Source organism: Bifidobacterium tibiigranuli (assembly GCF_009371885.1).
In the GTDB taxonomy this organism is placed as follows: domain Bacteria; phylum Actinomycetota; class Actinomycetes; order Actinomycetales; family Bifidobacteriaceae; genus Bifidobacterium; species Bifidobacterium tibiigranuli.
In genome coordinates this window covers 288,212-315,004 of record NZ_QLZA01000001.1, presented here as the reverse complement: position 1 = coordinate 315,004, position 26,793 = coordinate 288,212, and the positions used below count along the sequence as shown (strand labels likewise).

19 protein-coding genes are annotated in these 26,793 nt (G+C 57.6%); 8 read left to right on the top strand and 11 right to left on the bottom strand.

The genetic code is table 11. The features are described from left to right. Positions 1 to 88: 88 nt before the first annotated feature. From DDF78_RS01440 to uvrA, 3 genes are all read right to left on the bottom strand, one after another. A complete protein-coding gene (locus DDF78_RS01440; protein WP_152579751.1) occupies positions 89 to 1,231 on the bottom strand; it encodes a shikimate dehydrogenase family protein in 1,143 nt (380 codons plus the stop codon). An 86-nt stretch (positions 1,232 to 1,317) separates the two neighbouring features. Further along, positions 1,318 to 3,774 (bottom strand): excinuclease ABC subunit UvrC, encoded by a 2,457-nt coding sequence (gene uvrC, locus DDF78_RS01435; protein WP_152587857.1) that lies wholly within the window; start codon positions 3,772 to 3,774, stop codon positions 1,318 to 1,320. A 31-nt stretch (positions 3,775 to 3,805) separates the two neighbouring features. Next, the gene (gene uvrA / locus DDF78_RS01430; RefSeq protein ID WP_152579997.1) at positions 3,806 to 6,772 is read right to left on the bottom strand and encodes an excinuclease ABC subunit UvrA; all 2,967 of its coding nucleotides are present in this window, start codon (positions 6,770 to 6,772) and stop codon (positions 3,806 to 3,808) included. Positions 6,773 to 7,133: 361 nt separating this feature from the next. On the opposite strand from uvrA, the gene DDF78_RS01425 reads away from it, so the two are divergent. From DDF78_RS01425 to DDF78_RS01405, 5 genes are all read left to right on the top strand, one after another. Then, a complete protein-coding gene (locus DDF78_RS01425; protein WP_152579753.1) occupies positions 7,134 to 8,003 on the top strand; it encodes a TspO-related membrane protein in 870 nt (289 codons plus the stop codon). A 304-nt stretch (positions 8,004 to 8,307) separates the two neighbouring features. Further along, positions 8,308 to 9,909: an ABC-F family ATP-binding cassette domain-containing protein gene (locus DDF78_RS01420; RefSeq protein WP_152579754.1), complete on the top strand. Its 1,602-nt coding sequence runs from the start codon at positions 8,308 to 8,310 to the stop codon at positions 9,907 to 9,909. Between the two features lie 270 nt (positions 9,910 to 10,179). Further along, on the top strand, positions 10,180 to 12,063 hold the full coding sequence (locus DDF78_RS01415; protein WP_152579755.1) for a bifunctional ADP-dependent NAD(P)H-hydrate dehydratase/NAD(P)H-hydrate epimerase: 1,884 nt from the start codon (positions 10,180 to 10,182) through the stop codon (positions 12,061 to 12,063). A gap of 93 nt (positions 12,064 to 12,156) precedes the next feature. Next, positions 12,157 to 12,816, top strand: coding sequence for an HAD family hydrolase (locus tag DDF78_RS01410; protein WP_152579756.1), 660 nt, complete (start codon positions 12,157 to 12,159; stop codon positions 12,814 to 12,816). 177 nt (positions 12,817 to 12,993) lie between these two features. Then, the gene (locus DDF78_RS01405) at positions 12,994 to 13,920 is read left to right on the top strand and encodes a LysR family transcriptional regulator (protein WP_152579757.1); all 927 of its coding nucleotides are present in this window, start codon (positions 12,994 to 12,996) and stop codon (positions 13,918 to 13,920) included. A gap of 40 nt (positions 13,921 to 13,960) precedes the next feature. On the opposite strand, the gene DDF78_RS01400 is transcribed toward DDF78_RS01405, so the two are convergent. Together DDF78_RS01400 and DDF78_RS01395 are read right to left on the bottom strand one after the other, a co-directional pair. After that, the gene (locus DDF78_RS01400) at positions 13,961 to 15,004 is read right to left on the bottom strand and encodes a DMT family transporter (RefSeq protein ID WP_152579758.1); all 1,044 of its coding nucleotides are present in this window, start codon (positions 15,002 to 15,004) and stop codon (positions 13,961 to 13,963) included. Between the two features lie 941 nt (positions 15,005 to 15,945). Beyond that, positions 15,946 to 16,731, bottom strand: coding sequence for an acetoin reductase (locus DDF78_RS01395; protein WP_152579759.1), 786 nt, complete (start codon positions 16,729 to 16,731; stop codon positions 15,946 to 15,948). Positions 16,732 to 17,095: 364 nt separating this feature from the next. Between DDF78_RS01395 and DDF78_RS01390 the strand changes: the two genes are divergently transcribed. After that, positions 17,096 to 18,652: an amino acid permease gene (locus DDF78_RS01390; protein ID WP_237564499.1), complete on the top strand. Its 1,557-nt coding sequence runs from the start codon at positions 17,096 to 17,098 to the stop codon at positions 18,650 to 18,652. A gap of 377 nt (positions 18,653 to 19,029) precedes the next feature. On the opposite strand, the gene DDF78_RS01385 is transcribed toward DDF78_RS01390, so the two are convergent. Beyond that, complete coding sequence (locus DDF78_RS01385; RefSeq protein ID WP_152579760.1) at positions 19,030 to 19,692, bottom strand: hypothetical protein; 663 nt, start codon at positions 19,690 to 19,692, stop codon at positions 19,030 to 19,032. A 307-nt stretch (positions 19,693 to 19,999) separates the two neighbouring features. Further along, positions 20,000 to 20,362, bottom strand: coding sequence for a hypothetical protein (locus DDF78_RS01380; protein ID WP_152579761.1), 363 nt, complete (start codon positions 20,360 to 20,362; stop codon positions 20,000 to 20,002). A gap of 586 nt (positions 20,363 to 20,948) precedes the next feature. Between DDF78_RS01380 and DDF78_RS01375 the strand changes: the two genes are divergently transcribed. After that, positions 20,949 to 21,611, top strand: coding sequence for a response regulator transcription factor (locus DDF78_RS01375; RefSeq protein ID WP_152579762.1), 663 nt, complete (start codon positions 20,949 to 20,951; stop codon positions 21,609 to 21,611). Continuing rightward, positions 21,581 to 22,768 carry a sensor histidine kinase gene (locus DDF78_RS01370; RefSeq protein ID WP_152579763.1) on the top strand — a complete coding sequence of 396 codons (1,188 nt, stop codon included), beginning with the start codon at positions 21,581 to 21,583 and terminating at the stop codon, positions 22,766 to 22,768. The genes DDF78_RS01375 and DDF78_RS01370 overlap by 31 nt, the downstream gene beginning before the upstream one ends. Positions 22,769 to 22,875: 107 nt before the next feature. On the opposite strand, the gene DDF78_RS01365 is transcribed toward DDF78_RS01370, so the two are convergent. The 4 genes from DDF78_RS01365 to DDF78_RS01350 form a co-directional block, all read right to left on the bottom strand. Continuing rightward, a complete protein-coding gene (locus tag DDF78_RS01365; protein WP_152579764.1) occupies positions 22,876 to 23,328 on the bottom strand; it encodes a hypothetical protein in 453 nt (150 codons plus the stop codon). Positions 23,329 to 23,351: 23 nt separating this feature from the next. Beyond that, positions 23,352 to 23,870, bottom strand: a complete 519-nt coding sequence (locus DDF78_RS11900) for a YqxI family protein (RefSeq protein WP_202613163.1) — start codon at positions 23,868 to 23,870, stop codon at positions 23,352 to 23,354. Positions 23,871 to 24,243: 373 nt separating this feature from the next. After that, entirely contained in the window at positions 24,244 to 25,215 is a 972-nt protein-coding gene (locus tag DDF78_RS01355; protein WP_152579765.1) for a cobalt transporter, read from the bottom strand. A 162-nt stretch (positions 25,216 to 25,377) separates the two neighbouring features. After that, a complete protein-coding gene (locus tag DDF78_RS01350) occupies positions 25,378 to 26,754 on the bottom strand; it encodes an ATP-binding protein (protein WP_152579766.1) in 1,377 nt (458 codons plus the stop codon). Positions 26,755 to 26,793 lie beyond the last annotated feature (39 nt).

Here is a 26,793-nt window from a genome sequence, read left to right as displayed (position 1 = left end):
ACGACGTCAGCTGCGTCAGCTGCGCCAGTCGCCCTGTCTTCGAATGCCGTGTCCTCGAATGAGTTCTCCTCGGATGCGTTTGCCTCGCTCACCATTCCTCCTGTAATGCGTCTCTCATCGTCTGCTCCAACCGTACATCGTCCATGTCACCGGCTGCTACGTCCTGCCCAGCTGGTGAATCCCCCGAGGCGTCCCTACCTCCCGCAGCCCTCGTTGCCTGCTCGGCGACGCGGTATCTGCTCGCGTCGCGACCGGTCATCAGGCACACCTGCACAATCGCCTGATACAGCAGCATCTCCTCGCCGCCGATTGCGGTGCCTCCGGCCTGCGACCACGCGCGTTGCAGCGCGCTGGGACGCGGATCGTAGGCAACATCGAGCAAGGTGCCGTGAACAGCGCCATGACCGGCGTCTAATGCAAGCTTTGCGTGTGCCAACTGCGCGATGCCGTCGGCGGCATGCGCCGGCAAGGTGCTGATCACGATGTCGGCATTGCCCATGCGTTCGACGGCTGTGTCCAAAACGTCATCCTCCATAGCGAGCCGTTGCACGGTGACGGCATCCGCATGACGCTCGGCGAACCGCGTAATGCCGGGGTTCGCATCGGGATGCCGGGCCACAACCTCGATCCTCGCGCCTACGGTCATCACCACGCATGCGGCAAGCGCGGACAGCGCGGTGTTGCCGTTGCCCAGAATCACGACATTCGCCGACCTGCCGTTGCTTGGCAGCGAACCAGCGGCCGTCGTCTCCCACGCATGGCGGAAGGCAAGCACGATGCCATCGACATCGGTGTTGTACAGCGCGATATCGCGCACGGCAGCATTGTGCGAAGCCACGCTGGACGCAGCTATGCTGTGCGCAACCGCGCTGTCCGCAACAACGTGCGATGCGTCATGCACGCCCGATTCACTGCGGAACACCGCCGTGTTGGCGAGGCCGAGTTCCCGGCTCCACTGGTCCTGAGGCGTGCCATAGGCCATCACGGTTTTTTTCAGCGGCATGGTCAGGCTCAGGCCGGCCCACGTGCTGTCCAGCGACGTGAGGAAGCCTTCGAAGTCCTTTTCGCCGACTTCCTCGCGGCTGTACTCCCAGCCGTCAAGATTCAGCGCTCGGTATGCCGCGTTGTGCAGCACCGGCGACAATGAGTGCGCGATGGGCTTGCCCAGCACCGCGCAGCGACGCTTCGGCGCAGGCTGCTCTGCACAGTCTGCATGGTCTGCACGGTTCATGCGATTCCCCTCTCGTGATGACGCGACGCTGGCATGAATGCCTCCCTCGCTGAAATCTTATGCTAGCCGAAGCCCGGCGACGAGAGTCATGAGCCATCCTTGTGCAAGGCGTTGTAGATGGTCTCGGCCTTCGCCTTGCCGATGCCTTTGACCGCCATCAGATCCTCGAGTGAGGCCTGCCGCATCGCCCTGACCGACCCGAAGGCGTTGAGCAGCCGCTTCTGGTAGGCTTCGCCGACGCCCGGAATATCGTCCAGCGCCGAGCGCAAAGCGCCCTTGCGCCGCGTCTGGCGGTGGTAGGTGATGGCGAAACGGTGCGATTCGTCGCGCACACGCTGCAGCAGGTACATGCCTTCGGACTGGCGCTTGAGAATGATCGGATAGTCGTCGTCCGGCACCCAGACCTCTTCCAGCCGCTTCGCCAGACCGCATACGGCCACATCGTCCACGCCGGAGTCTCGCAGCGCCTTGGCCGCCGCCATGACCTGCGGTTTGCCGCCGTCGACGACAATCAGGTTCGGTTTATAGGCGAAGTGATGACGTTCGGCGTTCTGCTGCACGATTGGCTCGTCGGCTGTGGCAGCATCTGCGGCTGCGGCTGTATTCGCAGGTGCGTCAACAGCGAATGCAGCGGATACAGCTACAATCTCGGCAACATTGGAGTCGCTGGCGTTTTCTTCTTTCGCATCCGCGCCCTCAGCCAAGCCATGCTCCGTAGCTTTACGAATGCGCTGCTCGCTTTCGAGGTCTTCGCCGGAGTCACCGGCGATGTTGCCATGCTTGAAGCGCCTGGTAAGCGTCTCGTAGACGGCGCTCAAATCGTCAAGCGCGCCTTTGCCGTCATCGCCGCGTATCGCGAATCGTCGGTATTCCGACTTCTTCGCGATGGCATCCTCGAACACCACCATCGAAGCGACCTGGAAGATGCCGCCTATGGTGTTGGAGATATCGTAGCCTTCGATGCGCAGCGGGGCCTGCTTGAGACCCAGTGCCTTGGCGACGTCATTCATCGCCTGGGTGCGGGCGCCCATGTCGCTGATGCGGCTGAGCTTGCTGCGCTGCAGCGCCTGCTTGGCGTTGTCGTTGGCGCGCTCCATAAGCGCCTTCTTCTCGCCGCGAGCAGGAACGTGAATCGTCACTGCGGAGCCGCGCAGCTGGCTGAGCCAGGTTTCCAGCTCGGCACGGCGCGCGGGCTCAATCGGCACGATGATTTCGCGTGGTATCGGGGCGATTGGCGCCAGCAGATCGGCCCGTCCGGTCTGCTCTTGGCGCTCTCGTCGTTCGCGTGTTGCCTGGGCGCGAGAAAGCGCATCGGTGGCGGTGACGGTTTGCGTGGAGCCAAGCGCGTTGCGTTTCGCGCGAATATGCACTGACGCATGGCTGGGTTGCGCCGCATCAGGCGCATCGATGCCACCTTCCGTCGTGCTGCTGCCTTCCGCCTCGCCGCTGGTATCGAAGATCGAAATTTCCCGTGCTTCGTGCTCCGATTCGTATTGTGCTTCATGCTGTGTTTCAGCGCTGTCAGCTGTCGCGATATCCGAATACACCTGCACGATGAGGTCCGAAATCAGCTCGGTATCGCTGACGTCTTCAACGCGCTCCACGCTCCAATTGCGTTCGCCGCGTATCGAGCCGGAACGCACGAAGAATGCGTGCACCGAGGCCTCGAGTTCGTCGGACTCCAAGCCGAACACATCCGCGTCGACATCCTGGCTGAACACGACGGCGTTCTGCTCGCCGACGGTCTGCAGCATCTGAATCTGGTCGCGCAGCCGCGCGGCCCGTTCGAATTCCATGTCGGCGCTGGCCTGTTTCATCTCGCGGGTCAGCGAGCTGATGTAGCTCTTGCCGAAACGTCCGGTGAGCACGCCGACAAGCCGCTCGCAGTCGCGCCGATGCTCATCCAGACCAATCCGGCCCACGCAGGGCGCGGAGCATTTACCAATGGAGGCAAGCAGGCACGGCCGCCCGGTCATCTGCGCCCGATGAAACACGGCGGGCGAGCAGGTGCGCACCGGGAAGGTCTTGAGCAGCTTGTCGAGCGAGTGTCGCAGATCCCACACCTTCGCATACGGGCCGAAATACCGCGTGTCCTTGCGTTTGCGGTTGCGCGTCACCCAGACGCGGGGCACGTCCTCGCCCACCGAAACCGCCAGATACGGGTAGGTCTTGTCGTCGCGGAACACCACGTTGAAACGCGGATCGAATTCCTTGATCCACGTGTATTCCAGCGTCAGCGCCTCAAGCTCAGTGCCGACCACGGTCCATTCCAGGCTTCTGGCGGTGAGCACCATCGTCTGCGTGCGCGGGTGCAGCTGGTTGAGCGGCTGGAAGTAGTTGGTCAATCGGTTGCGCAGGTTCTTCGCCTTGCCGACGTAGATCACGCGGCCTTCGCCGTCGCGCCATTTGTAGACGCCCGGCTCGGCCGGGATATCGCCGGTTTTGGGGCGAAACAGGTCACGCGAGTCGCCCAGCCGCTTAACGGTCGTGCTGGCCGTTCTGCGCCATTCGTCCGGGCTGTGCCTCTCGATGATTCCCGTCATAGCCTTCCCTCTGATGCAGCGTTGGGCTTCGTCATGCCAGCATGGGCTTGAGGAAGCGCCCCGTCCAGCTTGCCTCGCATTGGGCGACCTGCTCCGGCGTGCCTTCGGCCACGATGGTGCCGCCGCCATCGCCGCCTTCCGGGCCGAGATCGATAAGCCAGTCAGCGGATTTGACGACATCGAGGTTGTGCTCGATGACAATCACCGTGTTGCCCTTGTCTACCAGGCCGTCCAACACGAGCAGCAGCTTGCGCACGTCCTCGAAGTGCAGACCGGTGGTCGGCTCGTCCAGAATATAGACGGTGCTGCCGGTCGAGCGGCGCTGCAGCTCGGTGGCGAGCTTGACGCGCTGCGATTCGCCGCCGGACAGGGTCGGTGCCGGCTGCCCGAGGCGGATGTAGCCCAGTCCCACCTGCACCAAGGTGTCGAGATACCGGGCGATGGAGGGATAGGCCTTGAAGAACTGCGCGGCCTCCTCGATCGGCATGTTGAGCACGTCGGCGACGGTTTTGCCGTTGTAGGTGACTTCGAGCGTCTCGCGGTTGTAGCGCTTGCCGTGGCATTCCTCGCATTCCACGTAGACGTCCGGCAGGAAGTTCATCTCGATTTTGAGCGTGCCATCGCCATGGCAGGCTTCGCAGCGCCCGCCCTTGACGTTGAAGGAGAATCGTCCGGGGCCGTAGCCGCGCACCTGCGCCTCCGGCGTCTTGGCGAAGAGCGTGCGAATCTTGTCCCACACGCCGGTGTAGGTTGCCGGGTTGGAGCGGGGCGTTCTGCCGATGGGGTTCTGGTCGACGTGAATCACCTTATCGCACTGGTCCACGCCTTCGATGCGGGTGTGCTTGCCCGGCACGATGCGCGCGCCGTTGAGCTTGTCGGCCAGCACCGGGTAGAGAATCGAGTTGACCAGCGTGGACTTGCCCGAGCCGGAGACGCCGGTGACGCAGGTCATGACGCCTACGGGGAAGTTCACGGTCAGGTTGCGCAGATTGTTCTCGCGCGCGCCCACGACCTTGAGCTGCTTGGTCTTGCGCACCTTGCGGCGCTTCGCGGGCACGACGATGCTGCGTCGGCCGGCCAGATAGTCTCCTGTCACCGAGCGCGAGGCCTCGACGAGGTGCTTCGAAGGTCCGGAGTAGATGACTTCTCCTCCATGCTCGCCGGCACCCGGGCCGATATCGACCAGCCAATCGGCCTTCTCGATGGTCTCCTGATCGTGCTCGACCACAATCAGGGTGTTGCCCAGGTCGCGCAGATGGTGCAGCGTGGAGATCAGTCGTTCGTTGTCGCGCTGGTGCAGGCCGATCGACGGCTCGTCAAGCACATACATGACGCCCACCAGCCCTGAGCCGATCTGCGTGGCCAGGCGAATGCGCTGTGCTTCGCCGCCGGACAGCGTTTTGGCGGCGCGCGACAGGGTCAGGTAGTTCAGCCCGACATCGTTGAGGAAGCCCAGTCGGGCACGAATCTCCTTGAGCACCTCGCCGGCGATCTTCGCGGCAGAACCAGTCAGCTTCAGCTCGTTGACCCAGGCGAGAGCATGCTCCACGGGCATATCGCAGACATCCGCGATGGACTGGTCGTTGACCGTGACCGACAGCACCTCGGGGCGCAGCCGCTTGCCATGGCAGGCCTGGCACGGCACTTCGCGCATATACGATTCGTAGTACTGCTTCATCTGGTCCGAGTCGGTTTCGTCATGCCGGCGCATCAGCGTGCGCACCACGCCTTCGAAGCCGGTCGAATACTCGCGCATGCGGCCCCACCGGTTGCGGTAGGACACGTTGACTTTGAAATCATGACCGTACATGATGGAGTGGCGCACGTCCTCGGGCAGCTTCTTCCACGGGGTATCGAGGCTGAAGCCCATCTCCTCGCCCAGGCCTTCGAGTACATGGCGGTAGTATTCGCCGGTGCCTTTGGTCATGCCCCATGGCTCGATGGCACCTTCGTTCAGGGTTTTGTCCGGGTCTGGAATCACCAGCTCCGGGTCGATTTCGAGGTTGAAGCCGATGCCGGTGCATTCCGGGCATGCGCCGTACGGCGCGTTGAACGAAAAGGTGCGCGGCTCGATCTCGTCGAGGTCGAGCTGGTGGCCGTTCGGGCAGGCGCGCTTCTCGGAGAAGGGCCGGCGACGGTTCGGGTCCTTGGCGTCAAGATCCACGAAATCGATGATGACGATGCCTTTGGCCAGTTTGAGCGCGGTCTCTATGGAATCCGTGAGCCGCTGCCGTATGCCGTCCTTGATGACCAGGCGGTCCACGACGACCTCAATCGTGTGCTTCTTCTGCTTGGTGAGCTTGATGTCGTCGGAGAGCTGGCGCATCTCGCCGTCGATGAGCGCGCGCGAGTAGCCGTCGCCGCGCAGCAGCTCAAGCAGATCCTCGAATTCGCCTTTGCGCCCGCGCACGACCGGCGCAAGTATCTGGAAGCGCGTGCGCTCGGCATAGGTAAGCAAGGTATCGACCATCTGCTGCGGCGTCTGGGCGCTGACGAGTTCGCCGCACACCGGGCAGTGCGGGATGCCCGTGCGGGCGAACAGCAGACGCAGATAATCGTAGATCTCGGTGATGGTGCCGACGGTGGAGCGCGGGTTGCGGTTCGTGGTCTTCTGATCGATGGAGACGGCAGGGCTCAGCCCCTCGATGAAGTCCACATCGGGCTTGTCCATCTGGCCGAGGAACTGGCGGGCGTAGGCGCTGAGCGACTCGACGTAGCGCCGCTGCCCTTCAGCGAACAGGGTGTCAAAGGCCAGCGAGGACTTGCCCGAGCCGGACAGTCCGGTGAACACGACCATGCGGTTGCGCGGTATCGCCAGATCGACATTGCGCAGGTTATGCTCACGAGCGCCTTGGATGGTGATCTTCAAATCACTGGGAATATGCGAAATATCCGCTACCAGCGAACCATCCGAGCCTTTCAGACGCGCCTTCGCCAGCTCCCTCGAAAGGAACGATTCGCTGTCCAGAACGCGTTCCGCGGCCGCGTCGTGCTGCACCAGGGCGCTGTGCGCTGCCGAATGAGAAGCCACCGTTTGAGAAGACACCGAATACCTCCAATAAGCCGTTCGTGATTCCACCCAAGAATACCGCATGTTCAGACTATTTTCGAACATGTGTTCGACTTTCGACACGCGGTCCTTCATCCTAGGCACATTGCGCTGGGATCGGCACCATATCCGATACATGCGGCCGATATATACTTACATGCAGGTTGCCCAGCCGTTTCGCGCGCCGGAACTCGGCATTGCGTCCGGGTACGGCATCCGGCAGGCATGGGTTTTTCCGGATATGCCGAATCCGGGCACACAGCACAGCATGGCCCGCATATAACGGTCCAGACACGTCAGGGAGGGGCACATGACAACGCCCGACAATTCCAATACCACGACACCCGCCAACGCAGGAGTTTCTGCGAAGCCATCCGGCAGCGGCTCCAATGACGGGGCCGCGCAGCCGTGGATGCATACCGAGGCGATTATTCTCTGGGCGTCATGGGCGGCAATGCTGGTCTTTAACGCCTTCGCCGAACTTGGCAAGCTGGGCGGCGTTACCACGGAGGAAGTCTCCAATGAGGCCACAACCTGGTTCATGCCGGCGGGATATGCATTCACGATCTGGGTGGTGATCTACATCGCGCTCGCACTCTGGGTGGTGATTCTGAGTCGCGACAAGGACCGCGAACGCCTCGGCCCGCTGCCGATAACCACGCGCGGGGCGCTGTTCGTCGTCACCTGCGCGCTGAATATCGCATGGCTTGCCGTCTGGCATAGCCGTCAGCTCCTTGCCAGCATCATCCTGATCGCGCTGCTGCTGATCGCCGTCTGGACGCTGTGCGCGATGAGCCGAGGCCAGGAGCATAACCTGTTGGATTGGGTGCCGCTGTCGCTGTACGGCTCATGGCTCGCCGTGGCGACCATTGCGAATATCATGCACGTCGTCTCGCGCTATTTCGACCCCAAGGGCAGCAACATAATCGTGCAGTCCATCTCGACACTCGCGCTGCTGGTGCTGCTGGTCGCCATATCCGTGTTCATGAACGCCCGCATGCATGATTGGGTGTGCGGAGTAGTCGTCATCTGGTCGACGGTGGCTATCGGTGTGCACCTCATGGACACGTCGAGGTTCTTCGCCGTGGTGCTGATTGTATTCGCTACGCTGAGCGCAATCGTCATCTATCTTCCGTGGCGGCGTCTGCTGCCTCAGCAACAGCAAGATCAAGCAGCTTAAGCAGCTTAGGCAGACGAAAAATCGCCGGATTGCTGGGCGAATCAGCGCATTTCGGAGTTCGGAGCACGCCGATCCGCCTAGCTTTTGCATGCGCCCGACCATCCGCAACGCCGTACATCGATACCCCCTCGCTATGATGATGCTCCGTTGGATAACGACTATACGGATGACAATCACGTGATAGGCAGTCGGTTGAATCAGTTGATAGGCAATCAGCTGATGGAGCAGGTTGCGGCTGACGGCCGCATCGACAGTCGCGGAACAGTTCATCGAAAGCTGCACGAGGAAAGACGGTAGGTAGGCCATGGCGATTGAGGCACAGGGACTTGAGATTCAGATCGGCGCGCGCACGCTGCTCCATCCCACCGACTTCCATGTGGCCAAAGGCGACAAGATCGGTCTGGTCGGCCGCAACGGCGCCGGCAAGACGACGTTGACCAGGGTCATCACCGGCGACATGCTCCCCGCGGCAGGCAAGGTGCGCATCAGCGGCAAGCTGGGCTATCTGCCGCAGGACACCCACGCCGCCGATCCACAGCAGACCGCGCTCGATCGGCTGATGAGCGCCCGCGACATCGCCGCGATCATCACCCGGCTGCGCAAATCGGAGAAGGATATGACCAATCCCGACCCCGATATCATGACGAAGGCCATGGATCGCTACGACAAGGCCATGCAGGACTTCGAAAAGGCCGGCGGCTATGCGGCGCAATCCGAGGCCATCGCCATGGCCGACAGCCTGGGGCTGCCGCAGGAGACCATGGAGCAGCCGCTGGGCACGCTTTCCGGCGGTCAGCGCCGCCGCATCGAACTGGCGCGCATCCTGTTCTCGGACGCCGACACCATGATCCTGGACGAACCAACCAACCACTTGGACGCCGATTCGATCGAGTGGCTGCGCAGCTATCTCAAACGTTTCGAGGGCGGCTTCCTCGTCATCTCCCACTCCACCGAACTGCTGGACGAAGTCGTGAACAAGGTCTGGCATCTCGACGCGCAAACGGGGCAGATCGATATGTATGCGCTGGGCTGGAAGGCCTACCTGCATCAGCGTGTGGTCGATGAGGAGCGCCGCCGCCGCGAGCGCGAGGTCGCCGAGAAGAAGGCCGACCGCCTCATGAAGCAGGGCATCAGACTGCACGCCAAGGCCACCAGGGCCGTCGCCGCGCAGAACATGATGCGCCGAGCCGAGCGTCTGCTCTCGCAGACCAGCGAGGCCGAGACGCAGGAGAAGGTGGCGGATATCCGCTTCCCAGAGCCAGCTCCTTGCGGCCGCACGCCGATTACCGCCAAGGAGATCTCCAAGGCCTACGGCTCGAATATCGTCTTCGCCGGCATCGACCTGGCCATCGATAAGGGTTCGCGCGTGGTCATCCTGGGCTACAACGGCGCAGGCAAGACCACGACGCTGCGCCTGCTGGCCGGCGAGGAGCAGCCCGATACCGGCGAGGTCATCTACGGGCACGGCTGCAAGATCGGCTACTTCGCGCAGGAGCACGATACGCTCGATCTCGACTCGTCAGTGCTTGAGAACCTGCAGCATGTGGCTCCGGAGCTTGACGATACGCATGCCCGCTCGATTCTGGGCAGCTTCCTGTTCTCCGGCGATGACGCGATGAAGCCGGCAAGCGTGCTTTCCGGCGGCGAGAAGACGCGTCTGGCGCTGGCGACGCTGGTGACTTCGAAGGCCAACGTGCTGCTGCTCGATGAGCCGACCAACAATCTCGACCCCGTCTCGCGCGACGAGATTCTCAAGGCCATCGCCAAATACGAGGGCGCAATCATCCTGGTCACCCACGACGAGGGCGCAGTGCAGGCGCTCAACCCCGAGCGCGTGCTGCTCATGCCCGATGGCGACGAAGACCTGTGGAACGACAGCTATCTGGACTTGGTCGCCGAGGAGTAGACCGTGGCTGACTACGTCGGCCAGCCTCGCCGTTCCTTGCCCTTGTCCTAGCTCTCGTTCCCACCTCGCCTTCGCGTCGATTCTGCCTCTGCCCAGCCCGGCCCGGCCCCATCGTCAGCGTACGTTTCCTGCCATGATGACGAGGTACGTATCGGAAAACGTACACTGAGCTGCGGTTATCGTACGTTTTCCAACATGAACTATTGATTGGCGACCTAGGCCAGGGACTACAGTTGGTGGCGTAAGCAACCGCTGCAATCGGGAGGTCATATGGAACGCAATACTGAGGATTCGGAACGCCTGACCACCCTGCTGCACACCGCCTATGCCGTGCCGACCATCCGGGCGATGGAGCGGCCGCTGCTTGAGCAAGATGTGCCCTTGATGCGCATGGCGGCAGGCGCCGCAGCCACTATGGCTTTGCAGCTGCTCGCTGATGCCGACTTGGACATCGCGCAAGCGCAGGTGGTCCTGCTCGCCGGCGCCGGCGACAATGGCGGAGATGGTTTGTATGCTGCCGCCGAGCTGGCCCGCGATGGCGCTGCCGTCACGGCCATAGCCGTGGGCCGTTCGCTGCACGAGGAAGCCTTCGCCGCTTTTGTGCAGGCAGGCGGCAAGGTGCTGGTGCTCGACCCGCAGTCCGACATTCCTGGATGCGCTTCGGGCTTCAGTGCGGGCGAAGCGGGTGAACGGCTTCACACAGCCATTATGCTGGCCTCGCAGGCCGACCTGCTGCTTGATGCAATGACCGGCATCGGTATCAAAGGTGCGTTGCGCGGCATCCCCTCGACCCTCGCGAAGTCGCTGGGCCTTGATGGGGAGCCGCCCGCCAGTCCAGCGATTCACGATCCGCAGACCGCATACGACCGCGATACGCCCTTGGTGCTTGCCATCGATACGCCATCCGGCATCGGCGTGGACGATGGCTCGCTGCCCGGCCCATACATCCCGGCAGATGCGACGGCGATGTTCGGCGCGCTGAAGCCCTGCGCGATGCTGCCGCCCGCCGCTTACGCGTGCGGCACAGTCACGCTGGTCGATTTCGACTTCGACATCGACGAACAGCAGCCTGCAATCGAGGCAATCGATGACGAGCTGGCGCGTCAGGCCATTCGGCTCCCTCACCTGAATGATGCCAAATACTCGCGTGGCGTTGTCGGGCTGATCACCGGCTCCACGCGCTTCCCGGGCGCGGCAGTACTGGGCACGGCGGCAGCGGCCCGTACGAACGCCGGCATGATTCGCTACCTAGGGCCGCAGCGCGCCCAGGATATGGTGCTGAACGCCGTGCCCGAGGCGGTGATTGGCAAGGGGCGCGTGCAGTCATGGGTCGTCGGGTCGGGCGTGCCTAGCGCGGATGCGGATGAGACCGGTATCGACGCGCAGCGCAGCACGATAGCTGCCCTGCTCGCCCACTATTCGACGGGTGACGCGCTGAACGACGACGATGCCGAGCCGGGTTCACCAGCCTCTGGGGACGCTGGGGACATTGGGAACGTCATAGATGCCGCGGATGATATCGATGCCGCAGCAGCCGCACCGCAGGACGGGCCAAGCGCCATCGAGGCCTACGATATGCCGGCGATATGCGTCGATGCCGGCGCGCTCGATCTGCTGCCCGCCCATGTGCCTCCACAGGTGGTCATCACTCCGCATGCGGGCGAGCTGGCCGATCTGCTTGCCGATTTCGGTGAGGACATCGACCGCGCCCAGGTGCAGGCCGAGCCGTGGCATTGGGCGCAGCGGGCGCATGAGGTCACCGGTGCGACTGTACTGCTCAAAGGCGCTGTCACCATTGTGGTCGGCGACGATGGCGATGGCGGCACACACACGCTGGTTTCCGGTTCCGCTCCGGCTTGGCTCGCCACCGCTGGGGCTGGTGACGTGCTGGCGGGCATCATGGGCGCGCTGCTCGCCCAGCAGGATGGGCTGTTGCAGCAGGATGCGGCACTGAGCGTTGAAGTGGCCGCTTCTGCCGCCTATCTGCACGGCATGGCAGCCGGTATCGCTGCGGACAGTGATCAGCAGGGCTGGCAGCCACCGCAGGTGTTCGGTGCGCCACAGGCAGCAGCAGAGGATAGCATTGGACACCCGATTGTTGCTTCGGACGTCGTTCGTACGATCGGCGAAGCCATCGAAGACCTGTTGTCCTGAGTCATATCCGCGAATGACCTCGCCGTACCCATGCGTTACGCTGGTGCACGCGCGCATTGCGTTGCGCGGTACCACGAGAAACGGAGCGAGACGATGACCGACACAACCCAAGCGACTGACGCTACGGCCGACAATGCGATCACCGACGTGATATTCGACTTCTGCGGAGTGCTCATCGACTGGCAGTGCCGGGCGTGCCTCGAAGGTCATTTCCCCGATGATCTGGTGGACGAGATCTGCGCCGACGACGACCCGTATGGCTTCTACCGCTACGAGGATCATATGGATTCGGGCGAGGAGTTCGCCGATCTCATCGTGCAGTATCGTGCGGAATTCGGCGACGACATGGCTCAAGTCTTCACGTATTACATTGCGCATTACGCCGATTCGCTGCCCCGCATGCTTCCCGGCATGGAAGAGCTGCTCACCGATCTGCGCGGCGCAGACATCGGCGCATGGGGGCTGACTAACTGGTCTCATGAGACCTTCCACACGGCCTTTGACCGTTTCCCGCAGCTCGAAGCCGCACTTGGCGGCACCATCGTCTCCGGCTTCGAACGCAAACGCAAGCCGAATGCCGACATCTACGAACTGACGATGCAGCGATTCGGCTTGCAGGCCGCACATTGCGTCTTCTTCGACGACACCGCCCGCAACGTCAATGGGGCCAACGCAGTCGGCATTCACGGACTGCCCTTCACCGACGCGGATACGGCCCGGCGCGATCTCCGACGTCTCGGCGTACGTATCTAATAAACTAGCCCGTCGCCGAAGACAGTCAAAACTGGCCAAGATCTGTCCCAACATCACATAACCTTCGGCCACAGGCCATATCGCGCAGGTCATATTGACGCAGTTTGGCACCGTCCCAAAGTCGCATGTCGTTATAAGTAGCGTTTACGTATACCCTCGATGCTATACAAGATATTTATGACTCTGCTCCAACTCAAGTACATCGTCAAGATAGTCGAATGCGGCTCCATGAACGAGGCCTCGCACGAGCTCTATGTGTCGCAGCCGGCCCTGAGCTCCTCGGTGAAGGAGCTGGAGAACGAGCTTCATATCGAGATCTTCACCCGCTCCTCGCAGGGCATCGCGCTGACTGTCGACGGCGCGGAATTCCTCACCTATGCCCGGCAGGTGCTTGACCAGGCCGCGTTGCTCGAAGAGCGCTACAAGAACGCAAAACCGCGCAAGCAGCTGTGCGCCGTCTCCACGCAGCACTACATGTTCGCCGTGGAAGCCTTCGTGGAGATGATCAATTCGACCAAATCTGACGAATACGAGTTTACGATTCGCGAGACTCGCACGAAGGACATCATCACGCAGGTTGCGAACATGCTCTCCGAAATCGGCATACTATACCTCTCGGACTTCAACAAGGACGTGATTGGCAAGCTGCTGCGCGAAAAGCATCTCGAATTCCACCCGCTCTTCCGTGCGCCGCTGCATGTGTTCATCGCCCGTAGCAACCCGCTTGCCGCGAAGCGCAAGCTGACGATGGACGATCTCAAGCCCTATCCCTTCATCCAGTACGAGCAGGGCGAGGATGGCAGCTTCTACTTTGCCGAGGAGGCGGTCTGGCCGGAGCACTCCCCCAAGCAGATCAACGTGACCGACCGGGCGACGATTCTCAACTTTATCATCGGTCTCAATGGCTACACGGTGTGCACCGGCATCGACAACGGCGATCTCAACAATGAGAAGATCGTCACTGTGCCGCTCGAATCCGACGAGACCATGCTGCTCGGCTGGATCAGCAACGAACGCGCCAAACTCTCCCATGCCGCCGAAACCTACCTCGCCAAGCTTCGCGAAGTCGTCGCCACGCACGGCTACACGCTGATCGACGCATAGCAACGGCTCTGCACGTAGAACCACATATCCTTCTGCGTCCTCATCCAAGCCGCATCAATGCGGCTCCGGCGATGAGCACGACCACGCCGCATAATTGGATCGCCTTGACCGGACGCCGCGCGGCACCAAGCACGCCGAACTGATCCACGACCAGACTGCCGCCGAGCTGCCCCAGCAGAACCACGACGACGGTAAGCCCTGTGCCCAGTAGCGGTGCGAGCATCGCGTTGCCGTAGACGAAGGTCGCACCCAGTGCGCCGCCTATCCAATGCCACCATTTCACCGGTTGTTTCACCGGCGGCTTTGGTGCTGTCTTTCCGTCGTTAGCCGCGTCAACCGTGCCATTTGCGCCAGACGAGCCTTCTGTAGCAGAACGCCGGACCGAACGCTGCAACGTCTCAATCAACACCGCCACCGCGAGTATCACCAGGCCGACGAGGAAGGACACCAGCGACGCAGCAATCGCGGAATGCATATGAACACCAAGGGCACCGTTGACCGAAGTCTGCATCGCACTGAGCGTTCCCATGCCCAGCCCGGCAAGACGCCATATCCAGCGCCCTGCACCAGCGCGCCCATGCAGTTCGCGCCCCTGAGAGACATCGGTCGCCGGCTGATCGCTGTGAATACGCCGGTACAGCACGTCAGGCCCGGCCACGACAAGCAGCATGCCCGCGATGGCCAGGCACGTGCCCGTCGCCCGGGACCAGGACCACGGCCGGACCTGCGCATCGAACCAGCCGCAGGAATCAATGACATCGGCAGCGAGAATCTGTCCCAGAATCGGCATCACCACCGTTTGCACGCTGCCGAGCCTGGGAAACAGCACGATGTTCCCCGTGAGAAACACGACCCCGCACGCTCCGCCCAGCCAGATCCACCACGGCTGCTGCGCAATGAAGCTCCGTGATATGGGCCATCCTGCATCACTTGCTATCACCGCGATAATCAGGTATGCCGTGCCGACGCCGAAGGACGCCAGTGAGGCGCGCAACGGCGAATGCAGCAGCCAGCGCAGGCGCGTGTTGATGACGGTCTGCAATGGAAGAAGCGCTCCGATCAGCACGGCAAAGAGCAAGGGCATGCGCGACTCCGATCATTGGGGGAAATGTTCTGTGAGCAGTGTCCCGTGGAAAGTGTTCCGTAATTCGTTCCGGCAATCATTCTATGACTCCGGCTCCCCTTACAGCCCAAATGCATACGAAAATGCCTCTGATCGAATTGAGAGATACTCCGATCGTCTTGTAGACTTCGCAAAGTCTGCAGAGTCCGCAAAGCCTACAAGCCTATAAAATCCACAACGTCCGTCACGGAGCCCGCAGCAGCAGCCGCAGCACTCGCGCAGCGCGCTATCGCCTGCTAGGAATCCGCCCGGGCAGTATCATTGCGCCAAGTATGCCGCCAACCGCAAGAGCCACAAGAACCCCCATCCCAACGTGAATCATGTCAGCGCCGGTCAAAAACGCGCACGCAATCATACCGACGATGACACCGATAACCGCGAGAATGTGAAATGCCGTCCACGCCACCGATTGTGCTTCCGTCCCCTCGTCCATGCGCTCCTACTCCCCTCGTCAGCCATACGTCCTGTCTGGCAGTCAGTTTCTGCTCTCGATTCCACGTTATCTGAATCGCACTGAGCAATCCCTCAGTATTAGGCAGTTTTCATCTGTGGTTCGCCGAAGGTTCACCTTGCGCTAGGAGTTATGGACGCTCTGCATTGGGGAGTTACACGTTATAGGCACGTTATAGGTCAGCATGCGCTGCGCATCCATGAGGTGCGCGAGCAAAAGTGCACAAGGAGAGGCACCGAATACGGCGAAGGCCCCGCCGTGAGCACGACGAGACCTTCGCATAATTATTATCTATATTGTCTACCGATTACTGCCTACTGTCTGCCGCCGATTGCACTGCCTGCGCACGCCGCCAACCGCATGCATGAGGTCGTATCGGCAAAGCCTTGGTGCGGCGTCGTTGCGGCAAACACAACACGCAAAACGGCGAAATGCAGCAATCAGGTGATGATCAGATGAACTGGATGCCGCCGTCGATCTGCACTGCCTGGCCGGTCATGTAATCGGAGCCGGTCGAAGCGAGGTAGGACACGTAGTTGGCTACATCCTCCGGAGTCTCCACGCGGCCCAGAGTGATCGACTGCGCGTACTGCTTGAGGTACTGGCCCTTCTCGCCGCCGTTGAGCTCGACCATCTTGTCGTCGATCAAATCCCACATGGCGGTGCCGACGATGCCCGGGCAGTAGGCGTTGACCGTGATATGGTCGCGTCCCAGCTCCTTCGCCGCCGCCTGAGTCAGACCGCGCACGGCGAACTTGGTCGCCGAGTACGCGCCAAGCAGGTCGAAGGCGATATGGCCGGCGATGCTGGAAGCGTTGATGATCTTGCGGATATGCTCGCCGTCATCCTGCTTGCGGAACTGCTCCGCTGCTGCCTGAATGCCGTAGAGGTCGCCGTAGACGTTGATGCTGAAGATCTTCTCGATGTCCTCGGGAGTCTCGTCCTGCAGCAGCTTGATCTGCGCGATGCCCGCGTTGTTGATGTAGGTGTCCAGCCGGCCGAACTCGTCGACCGCCTTTTGCACGAACTTCTCGTGGTCCGCCTTCTTGGAGACGTCGCCTGCGACGCTGACCGCCTTGAAGCCCTTGCTGACGAGTTCCTGCGCTGTCGCCTCGGAGGTGCCCGGGTCCAGATCCGCGATGACCACGGCGTACCCGTCCTTCGCCAGACGCTCCGCGATGCCCTTGCCGATGCCGCGACCGCTGCCCGTGATAACTGCAACTCTTTGATCAGCCATATGAACCACTCCATTCATGTGCTTGTGTGCTATGTGCTACTTTGCCGAGTCACATTCGCTGTGACTCAAGGCAACTGTAACACTCCAAGGAATTATCATGATTCATTATCAACAGCAATATGTGTAAGCATTATCACAGTATTGGCGGTGTCGCGGCGTTGGCAACATCGCACCCGCACCAATATTCCATCATCGCAGCACCGATGGCTCGCAACGAGCCACGCGCTCGATCCAGTTCAGCTCGACACGTGAGCACCATGCGGATAGGATACGAGAGGCTACTTCGACCGCGTACATGTTCCGATGCGTTTGGCAGCGCCCACGAAGCGGCAGACCTCACTCACGATAAGGGGAAAAAGCAGGAATGGAAGAGAATTCACCGATGAATTCCGATCACAGCTCGTCAATGACCGCCGATACCGATAATAACGGCAATCATGGCAATAATGGCAAGGATTCCAATGCAGCGCCGACGCTGCGCCCATCATTGAAGAATAGGCATATCCAGCTCATCGCGCTGGGAGGCGCCATCGGCACCGGCCTGTTCTATGGTTCCAGCGAGTCCATCATGCTCGCCGGCCCGAGCGTCCTGCTCGCCTATTTCGCTGGCGGGTTCGCCATCTTCATGATCGTCAGGGCCTTAAGCGAAATGTCGGTCGAGGATCCGAAGGCCGGGGCGTTCAGCTACTACGCGACGAGATACTGGTCGAAGCGCGCCGGATTCGTGTCGGGCTGGAACTACTGGTTCAATTATGTGCTGGTGTCGATGGTCGAGCTCTCGGTCGTCGGATCGTTCGTCAACTACTGGTTCCCGGCCATCCCCCAGTGGGTGTCCGCAGCGGTCTTTCTCGTGGCGATCACCGTGCTGAACCTGCTCGGCGTGGCGAAGTTCGGCGAATTTGAGTTCTGGTTCGCGCTGATCAAGATTGTGGCGGTCGTCGCGATGATTCTGGGCGGGCTGGCGGTTCTGCTGATGCATCTGCCGACTGCCTCCGGCATCCCTGCATCGTTCTCGAACTGGTTCTCGCTGAAAGGCGGATTCTTGCCGCACGGGCTGATGACGCATGTCTCTGGCGGCCATTCTGGCGGCCAGTGGACCGGCCTGCTCATGGCGCTGTGCGTGGTGATGTTCAGTTTCGGCGGCACCGAGCTGATCGGCATCACCGCAGGCGAGACCGCCGACCCGCGGCGCACCATACCGAAGGCCACGAACGGCGTCATCTGGCGGATTCTCGTGTTCTACATCGCAGCCTTGGGCATCATCATGGCGGTGGTGCCGTGGAACACCATCGACGGCACTTCCAGCCCCTTCGTGCAGATATTCGACTCCGTCGGCGTGCACGCGGCGGCCGGAATCCTCAATTTCGTATGCCTCACCGCCGTGATGAGCGTCTACAATTCCGGGCTGTACGCGAATTCACGCATGCTCTACTCGCTGTCCAGGCAAGGCAATGCGCCCAAATACCTCGGCAAGCTCAATAGGAACGGCGTGCCGATCGCCGGCGTGCTCACTTCGGCCGCCGTCACCGCGCTGGCCGTAGTCGTGGTGTTCCTATGGCCGCAGTTCGCCTTCAACTACCTGATGAGCATCGCCACCATCGCCGGCATGATCAACTGGACGATCATCATGATCACCGAGCATCATTTCCGCCGCTGCGTCGCTGCGGGCAAGGGGCCGGGAACGCTGGCGGGCAAGACAGGCCGAAAAGCACTCGATCAGCTGCAATTCACACTGCCATTCGCCAGCGTCACGCCCTGGGCAGTGCTCGCCTTCCTCGCCGCCGTGGTCGTGCTCATGTGCTTCTCACCCGGCTACGTAGTCGCCGTCATCGTCGGCCCCATCTGGATCGCCGTGCTGCTGGCCGCCTATCAGGTGCTTGTGCGGCGGCGTGGGGATAGTGAAGCAATACTCGATGAGTAAGAAGCCGCATAAGCTGCAGTGTCAATAAAAATAATGACGGTATTTTGCTTATTCTAAGCAAACGCCATTAGCATAAGAGAGAAAGATACAGTTCCTGCATAATATTTCGCAAGACAATGACCGGTCTTCCGAATTCCCGATGAAAGGCGTTTCGATGCATCACGGATACAACTGGCGTACTAGATTATGCGCCTCACTGATTACTGTCATTCTGTTTGTAGATTGGTTTTTTATACATGCGACAGGCACCTTGCAAGGAATTCTGTATGTGGCAACCATCGTTCTTCTTGTGTTCATGGTTTGGTCGCCCGAAGCTCGGGAGGCACATAGGCAATTCAATGAAAGTGCCTCCCGACGGGATTAATACATTGTGTGATTTACTGGTAATGAATGTTGCTGATTCCCCACATAGGATTCATAACAACAAAGCCCATGGATATCAGCGCAGCATTAGCATCAAACACGATACCTCCTTGTACAGTTGCTGCTGTGATTGCACCTATTGTCGCAAGTATTTTCGAAACAACAGGTTCAGGGACCCAGATGCCTCCAACAGTTACACCTGCTCCAATCCATCGGACAGTTGTCTTCGAGAGATAGATACGTGCACCCCACCAGTACCATTCAACTTTATTCACACCTTCTTTATAACTCCGAGAAGTCACGCTGAGGGGCTGTGATGAAGTGGTTATGACTCCCTCGTCATCGGCCACGAAAATATTCCGGGGATCACGTTGCTGTTGGACATATACCATAGTCAACTGCCTATTAACAGTTGAGATTGATTTTTCGACTTGTTTTATTTCTTTATTTGTTAGCTCCGATGAAGCTGCCCGAATGTTCAATGAATAATATTCTCCTTCCAAAATTATGTACTGGCCCGCTTTTTCCTTAAGTTCGTTCGATACTGCAGTTCCTTGTGAAATAGTCTCTGCTGCTGGTGCAGAAGCGAATGCAGGAGCCGTTGATGAAAACAATACGACTATGACCGTTATCATCGCTACTGCCCACATAAGACATCTTTTAGCTGAAACACTCATCGTTTCTCCTTAATAATCTTAGAAATTTGGCGTGGTCTCTATAAATGGATACTCCACTGTCTCCATTTATTTTGATGAGAGCCACAGTTATGACGATATTTTGCTCTCACCGGAACACAAAATCATTGTCATGTTTTCTCATTACATTTCTTTGATGTCGTACTGAAAATGGGTGACACATTCTCATATTTAAATTAGATTAGTCGTTGCGGAACGGCCTGCCCACCAAAATGATTGTATGCAGACAACAGTTGGACGTTTCCTTTCTTGAGACGCCCAACTAACAAAGCAGAAGTAACAGTCCCATTTATGCTTCCCGCTGATGCTCCAAACGCACAACCGTTATCGTATACCCGAAGAAAGCAAGGAGCACGACTAATCGCATGATATCGGTGTTCCATATGAACAAGGCAAGCGCAATACACACGCAATACGCCAAGCTTTTGATCCAGCGCCGAGGATACTGCTTGCGAATGTGCAGCGACATGATGGCTATACCTACCAGCGCCGCCAGCGCTAGCATGCCATGCAGCCACATGAAAATAGTTCTGTACTGCGCACCAAAATCTGCACGATACGAAAACCAGTAAATCAGCAAACCCGTATATGCGCCTTCTAGAAGAAGGCACCAATTGGAAATGGATTCTTTTCTTGAGTAATGCATGGGCATGAATTACCTACCTTTGGAACGAAAGTAACAGTAACTACGCATAAACATAGATACTAGTTTCTTTCGAAAATATCCAATCTATAGCAAAAGTTGGATAATAGCGCCTTATTGACGTAATGTAGTTGCACAAGTTATATGAAATATGGTGGTGACAGCCCATATAGACACTGCGAAATACCTGATTCTATCATCCAATTTCATCATTGTAGCGATACGCACAGCGCCAGGCATTACTATCTCAAATTCAAGGCTCCGAAAAGAAACTGTAATGAAAATCGATGACAGCCTTTTACCGATTCGAGATAAAGCGTTTATTCTTTGTGCTAAAGATATTCAACAGTATCTCATTCAACGAGAAACAAGATGAAGAAGGAAGACGGAATATGCATTTAGCACCAGCTTTTCTGGCACTCAGTTTAGTGCTATGTCCCTCAATCGGCAACAATAGTATGAATGCAGCGACAGTGACAGCAAATGAGACCTTGCAAAGTCGCACCATCGCTCCTCTCCGTGTCTCTTGCCCTTGGCTACTTCATTATATTGGGCTATGCTAAAGGACGCCCGATAGGCAGAAGGAAAACTACATATGAAGAGCAGTAGAACAACGTTAGGCATCGTGGACAACGATTCTTTTGCGCTTCGTGCGATGTCAGCTTTTCTTACTAAGGCGCTCCCTCCTGAATTTGAAATTGTCTGTTTGCTCAGCAACCCTCAGCAGGCAATTGCCCAGTGGTCTAATCAAGATGCTCCCGACATTCTGCTTGTAGACATGTCGTTGGGCGACATAGACGGAGCACATGTCATTCGGAAAATACGAGAGCACAATGCAAAAACCGTCTTATTGGCGGTGACTTCTTTCCCGATTCAGGAATATGCTCAGGACACAGCGGACGCCGGGGCACAGGGAATAGTGGGGAAAAGCGATCTCTCCGCAATGGTGACTCTCATAAAACAAATCGTACGTGAGAAAATGATGGACTATGATGGCGTACATTTCGACGATGCGCGTAACGCATATTTCAGACTCTCGCATAGTGGCAAAAGTGGTATAGCCAGCCTCTCACCCAGAGAAAACGATATTATCGAATTATGCAGTACGGGAAATACTACATCGGAAGTGGCAAAAATTCTCGAAATATCCGAAGCTACTGTCAATACGCACCTGCATAGAGCATGTGAAAAACTTAAGGCGCGAAACCGCACCCACTTAGTAATGTTATGGATGCAGGCGCAACGACCACGGCACTGAAAGCAGACGAATTGAACAGCAATACTTTGGGTAAGCTTAAGTCGCACCTTAGCCACCCACTACTTCTCTTATGCTCGGGAATTGGAGTCATCGTAGATTCATACTATTTTTGGATTGAAGATAAACACTCACTTCAGAACATCATTGTTTTCACTATATATCTAGCACTTTGCGCAGCTATCCCATTCTGGCCTAAGACAATATGTGGGGTAACACTTGCTTGGTACCTAATTAGTGCAGTCTCTTCAACATCAGAAATAGATGCCATGCTTGTCGGCACATGGCTATGCCTTGCTATCGCCTTTGCTTTTTTGCATATTTCAATTGCGCTTTGCATGCTATGTGTTTCTGTTGTGACCCTACTGTTCATTACTCCAACAAACGCCGTAATCGCCATAGTCATCTTCCAAGTATGTGCATCATTAGCTGGATATGCCTGCAAACTACATATATCTTCGATTGAGCAGCATAGGCAACTCGAGCTTGCACAAAATACGATCCACGTGCTTACTTTGGAACGGATGCTTGCAACAAGATTGCACGACACCGTGACCAACGACCTTTCGACCATTGTCACCGTCGCTTCGACACGCATCATCGATGCCTCCAATGAAAGCGAAAAGCGACCACTCGAAGATATCATCGCACGTTCACAGCACGCTTTTGTCAAAGCTCATGAAATCATCGATATATTACGTGACGAGAACCGGACCGATAATTCTGAGCAATCATTATGCGAATTAAAACAGGAAATCACCGTAATCTTCGATTCTGAACACAAACGACTACAGGATTTAAATCTGGTTGGAACGTGTACGATTCGAGGCTACGATGGGCCATTGCTCGTTGATGATGCCGTTCGTGCCGAAATTGAGGGTATCGTAACCGAAGCGTTCGCAAATTTACGACGTCACTGCTCCCCTCCTACTGATTATTCCATATATGCGGAAATCAGACGTGACATGTTCAACCTCGTCGAGATGAATGCTTTGAACATGGATATCCAGCCATTGCAACCATCAGGCAAAGGGCTGCAACTGCATCGCCATACTATCGAATCGTTTGGCGGCAAGCTCGTTGCCTTGCAAGATCAACAAACGTGGATACTGCGAGTTGAAATACCATTAAATCAATCTCTTTTCGCTGTCGATAAATAACTGCAGTTGCTGTCACGTTGTACTACATAGCTCTGTCAAAATATTGTCTTCATAAGACTAATTATAGTGAGGCTAGAAAACTCGCAAAACCCATACATGGAAGCAGATCATCCTTTACCCTCTTGCCTATCGATAACAGCGTTAATCGTCAGCCCCAGCACCGTCGAAAGCACTAAAGCAATCACGGAACTCACGAATGCACCCCTTATATCGACGAATACGCCGGACATCAATGCAACCAGCAGTATCAGGCACAGCGCATCTCCGGCCAGCTCATTGAGCACTGAGTGCAAGCTTTTGGCGAACAGCCGGTTGGCGATGCGATCCGTGATGAACGTGGCGAAAAACCATACGAGAAAAATGCCCGTCACCCCAAGCACAGCCTGCCAGCCACGCACCCAGGAATACATGTCACCAAATGAAAACAGACGATGCACGACGGCAACCGCAGCGAAGAACGGAAACGCCATGCCCAGAACAACGGAAGAGACAAAGCCTATCAGCCCCGCCCAATCCGACGCGCTCAGCAAATCCGATGATTGTTGGTCGTTGTCGTTCATCGCCTGCCCCCATTTCTATTCAGTCATCCTAGGAAAGTTACAATCCACCATGCCGCTTGCTGAGCAACATCATACGGGATGCCGAGCTGCATAAGACCCCAGATAATCGGGCCTTCCTCCCAGTTTTGCAGAGTCTCCAAGAAATCGGCAATCTTCCACGCATATGGCCGAAGTTTGGCTGGAAGTTTGGTGGCACCCCAGCGGAAAATCTTGATGATAGCTTTCTTGGCGATTGTCGTGATAATGTTTATCGACTGAATTCGACCAGTCCGCAATCCAGCATTATTCAGCTGGTTAGCATATGAGTCAAGAACGGCAGCCCCCTCAAGATCTCCATGCGCCCGTGCATTTCCCGCTATGTCTTTAAGATCTTGAGAAGTAAGAGAGACCAATTGCCTACTGATAACAGATGCTGACACCTCAGACTGGTACTGGTTCGCAGTACTCGCATTGGTTTCCGCAGCTGAGGCAGTCGGAACAATCATGCATACCGAAAGCACCGATGCAACAACCCCTGACCATACAACTCTTTTGTTTATCATTGTTCGCTCCTTAGTTTCGTTTGATTTGTCTGCAGCTAGAAATACTTACTCAATAGAGGAATCGTGGTGCCAACCCTTATTGAGAGATCGAAGCTACATCCATCACGCTATTGCGCGGTAAATGATGCGTATAATCACTGTCATTGTTTCTGTGGAGTTTATTTGAAAATGTAATTTGAAATAATGACACTCGTTCTTACTGCTTCAATGCAGAGCATTCAAAATCGCTGAAGATAACGGATAAAAGATTCCTCTGCCAATGGGCACCCATGAAACGCTTAGGCAAACATCCCCGGTATGACCATCGATTCTGCGGTCGTAAGAAATTAAGAAAACATTATCTCTTAAACTCTTGTCAACAGGCACTGACTGTTTATTTGATTCCAACGACGATAGTCGAGACCTTGCCTTCATTGTTTGGCTGTTGCGTCCCGTGTGACCATTCGCCGCTTTGACGCGTCCAGACCGTGTCACCTAGGCGAATCGAGTCGATGCCGTAGGGGCGCGCGTGCACGACGAGCCATGTGGCGGCCTGCCAGCACAACTGGTCGAGGTTGCTCGTTGCGTTGGCGTGGGATGGATTCAGTTCGAAAGTTTGCTTGGTAGCGCCGTTTTCATTACTCGCCTCGCTGCCCGTCGTGTCGTTTACATTGCTATTTGCCGTAGCTGAACCATTCGTGCCGCTCTCACGCGCAATCTCGAATTCGGGAAATGCTGTCGAGAATGCGGCCGAAAATCCGCTGACATCCGTGGCACCCGTGGAACCCGCCGGCTCCAACAGACACGTGGCTCCTGCGGGAGCGGTTCCCATCAACGCTGCCGACCATGATCGGGCCGTGTCATTCCAGCGGGCATAGAGATCCGGATAGCCTGAGTGCTGCACCTGCTGCGCGGCGTCTTCGATGGGCCTCGCCTGCCAGTCAGGCACGGCGAGCAGCGCGTCATAGAAGGCGTTCGTCGCATACGTTTCGTCCATGAGCTGCTCGCGCGAACCCCAACCTTGGCTGGGCCGCTGCTGAAACAGCCCAACCGAGTCGCGGTCGCCATATGGCAGATTCGTCAGCTTCGATTCCTGCATGGCGGTGGTGATAGCAACCTCCGCCGCCTGCTCGGGAAGTCCACGCCTGACAGCGATAAGCACGATCGCAGCCGCAGTCTGCGCCTGCTCGGGTGACAGTACGCTGCCCACTGCGCTCTTCGGCAGCGTCGCCGTGCAGTAGGCGTCCTGATATCGGCGCGGAAGCGGCCCGGGCTGCACGACGTTCAGATTCAATCGCAGCAACTGGGGAATCGAGATCGCCAAGGCAGCAACGACGACGCACACGATCGATACGACAATGACCACTCTCTGCCTCAACGTTCTGTGCCGTGTTCGATGCGACGATTTCTGTGATGCCTTGTGCGATGCCCGACCTGCCATACTCAAATCGTATTCCTTTTTACCGGTACCAGCTCACGCCCATCCCGTCGTTTGCCACGATCCGGTGAGTAGTACGAGAAAAAACGATTACGCCATACTGTCATCAAGCAGCCATTGCCAGGCGGGAACCATGGTAACCTCGCCTTCATCGACGGCAACCGTCTCCTGAGTGTCAAGCGTGACGATGGTGGCCTGGTGAAGTCCGAAACGACTCATCGCCACTTGCAGGGCGCTGATTTCCCTGTGGCGAGTCTTGGGGTCGTCCAGATTCCAGCACACTTGAATCAATCGATATGCCTGCTGCGACAGGACATCGCCGACGACGAAATCAACCTCGTGCGATGTGCCGCCATCTCGTATCAGCAAACGGGATATGCTTCCCTCACGGATACTATCGGTTTCCCTGCGCAGCTTCAGGAATACCGCGGTTTCGAGTCGTTGCCCTCGATCCTCAGCTGCGGCTTTGGAGAAGGCCGAGAACATGCCCGGATCGATCGCGTATATCTTCGGCACTGATCTAGGATTTGCCGCCAGCGCGCGCGTGAACTCGTAGACAGGAAACAGCAGATACGCTTCTTCGTAGTATTGCAGCAGTGAAGCAAGAGTCTCCCGAGACACCGGCAACCCACGCCCAACCAGACTGTTGCGCATTTTGTTCAGCGACAGTTCGCGCCCAGACAACGCCAAGCATTGCGAGAGGAACAACGAGGCCACCAGCGGGTTGCGGACATTGTAGCGCTCAATCACATCATCAGTCAAAGCACGAGTCGCATATTCCTGCAATAACTGAATCGAGTCAGGCCGTTCCAGATGCTGCGTCGCGATGAAACCACCATCCGACAAATACCGCTCACAGCCATGCTTGAGTTGCGCCGTCTCATGCGACGTGAAAATACGCTGCCCGTGTTCACTCGTCGAATTTGCAGCAATTGAGACACCTTGATATCGCATATACTCGGAGAAACTCAAAGGGAATATCTCTTTGCTCAGCGTGCGTCCGCGGAATTCAGTGGCCACTTCCCTCGACAGCATCATCGAGGAAGAACCAGTAACGTATATGGTGGCCTTCAGCGTGTCGACCATCCTGCGCATGAACATGCCCCAGTCAGGAACGTCCTGTATCTCGTCGAAAAACAGAAACACGCCTTCGGTTCGCGTCTGCGGGAAAAGCTCGAAGAAACTGTCGATTACATCAGACAGCAGCCGCGGAGTAAACGGTTTTAGTCGCTCATCCTCGAAATTGAAGTACAGGATCGAATCGGGGCTATAACCCAGGTTAACGATGCGCTGCATCTCCTGAAAAAGCCGATAGGTCTTGCCCGAACGACGGATGCCGATAATGGTCTTCACCAGATTGCCGCGGGCCGGCTTAAGGACATCGCCCAGAGCGAGGTCTCGTTTGAACAGCTCAGGCACGCCGGCTTCTCGCTGGTCGAGAATAATGCGCTTCACCAGTTCGCTCATCATCAGCTCCTTGCGTGTTTGCAGCATTGCTTATCGTGA

What these genes read in the sequence shown, in the direction of transcription:
- DDF78_RS01440 (WP_152579751.1), bottom strand. Translation starts at nt 1,231, where the DNA reads ATGAACCGTGCAGACCATGCAGACTGTGCAGAGCAGCCTGCGCCGAAG.
- uvrC (WP_152587857.1), bottom strand. Translation starts at nt 3,774, where the DNA reads ATGACGGGAATCATCGAGAGGCACAGCCCGGACGAATGGCGCAGAACG.
- DDF78_RS01425 (WP_152579753.1), top strand. Translation starts at nt 7,134, where the DNA reads ATGACAACGCCCGACAATTCCAATACCACGACACCCGCCAACGCAGGA.
- DDF78_RS01420 (WP_152579754.1), top strand. Translation starts at nt 8,308, where the DNA reads ATGGCGATTGAGGCACAGGGACTTGAGATTCAGATCGGCGCGCGCACG.
- DDF78_RS01415 (WP_152579755.1), top strand. Translation starts at nt 10,180, where the DNA reads ATGGAACGCAATACTGAGGATTCGGAACGCCTGACCACCCTGCTGCAC.
- DDF78_RS01410 (WP_152579756.1), top strand. Translation starts at nt 12,157, where the DNA reads ATGACCGACACAACCCAAGCGACTGACGCTACGGCCGACAATGCGATC.
- DDF78_RS01405 (WP_152579757.1), top strand. Translation starts at nt 12,994, where the DNA reads ATGACTCTGCTCCAACTCAAGTACATCGTCAAGATAGTCGAATGCGGC.
- DDF78_RS01400 (WP_152579758.1), bottom strand. Translation starts at nt 15,004, where the DNA reads ATGCCCTTGCTCTTTGCCGTGCTGATCGGAGCGCTTCTTCCATTGCAG.
- DDF78_RS01395 (WP_152579759.1), bottom strand. Translation starts at nt 16,731, where the DNA reads ATGGCTGATCAAAGAGTTGCAGTTATCACGGGCAGCGGTCGCGGCATC.
- DDF78_RS01390 (WP_237564499.1), top strand. Translation starts at nt 17,096, where the DNA reads ATGGAAGAGAATTCACCGATGAATTCCGATCACAGCTCGTCAATGACC.
- DDF78_RS01385 (WP_152579760.1), bottom strand. Translation starts at nt 19,692, where the DNA reads ATGAGTGTTTCAGCTAAAAGATGTCTTATGTGGGCAGTAGCGATGATA.
- DDF78_RS01380 (WP_152579761.1), bottom strand. Translation starts at nt 20,362, where the DNA reads ATGCCCATGCATTACTCAAGAAAAGAATCCATTTCCAATTGGTGCCTT.
- DDF78_RS01375 (WP_152579762.1), top strand. Translation starts at nt 20,949, where the DNA reads ATGAAGAGCAGTAGAACAACGTTAGGCATCGTGGACAACGATTCTTTT.
- DDF78_RS01370 (WP_152579763.1), top strand. Translation starts at nt 21,581, where the DNA reads ATGGATGCAGGCGCAACGACCACGGCACTGAAAGCAGACGAATTGAAC.
- DDF78_RS01365 (WP_152579764.1), bottom strand. Translation starts at nt 23,328, where the DNA reads ATGAACGACAACGACCAACAATCATCGGATTTGCTGAGCGCGTCGGAT.
- DDF78_RS11900 (WP_202613163.1), bottom strand. Translation starts at nt 23,870, where the DNA reads ATGATAAACAAAAGAGTTGTATGGTCAGGGGTTGTTGCATCGGTGCTT.
- DDF78_RS01350 (WP_152579766.1), bottom strand. Translation starts at nt 26,754, where the DNA reads ATGAGCGAACTGGTGAAGCGCATTATTCTCGACCAGCGAGAAGCCGGC.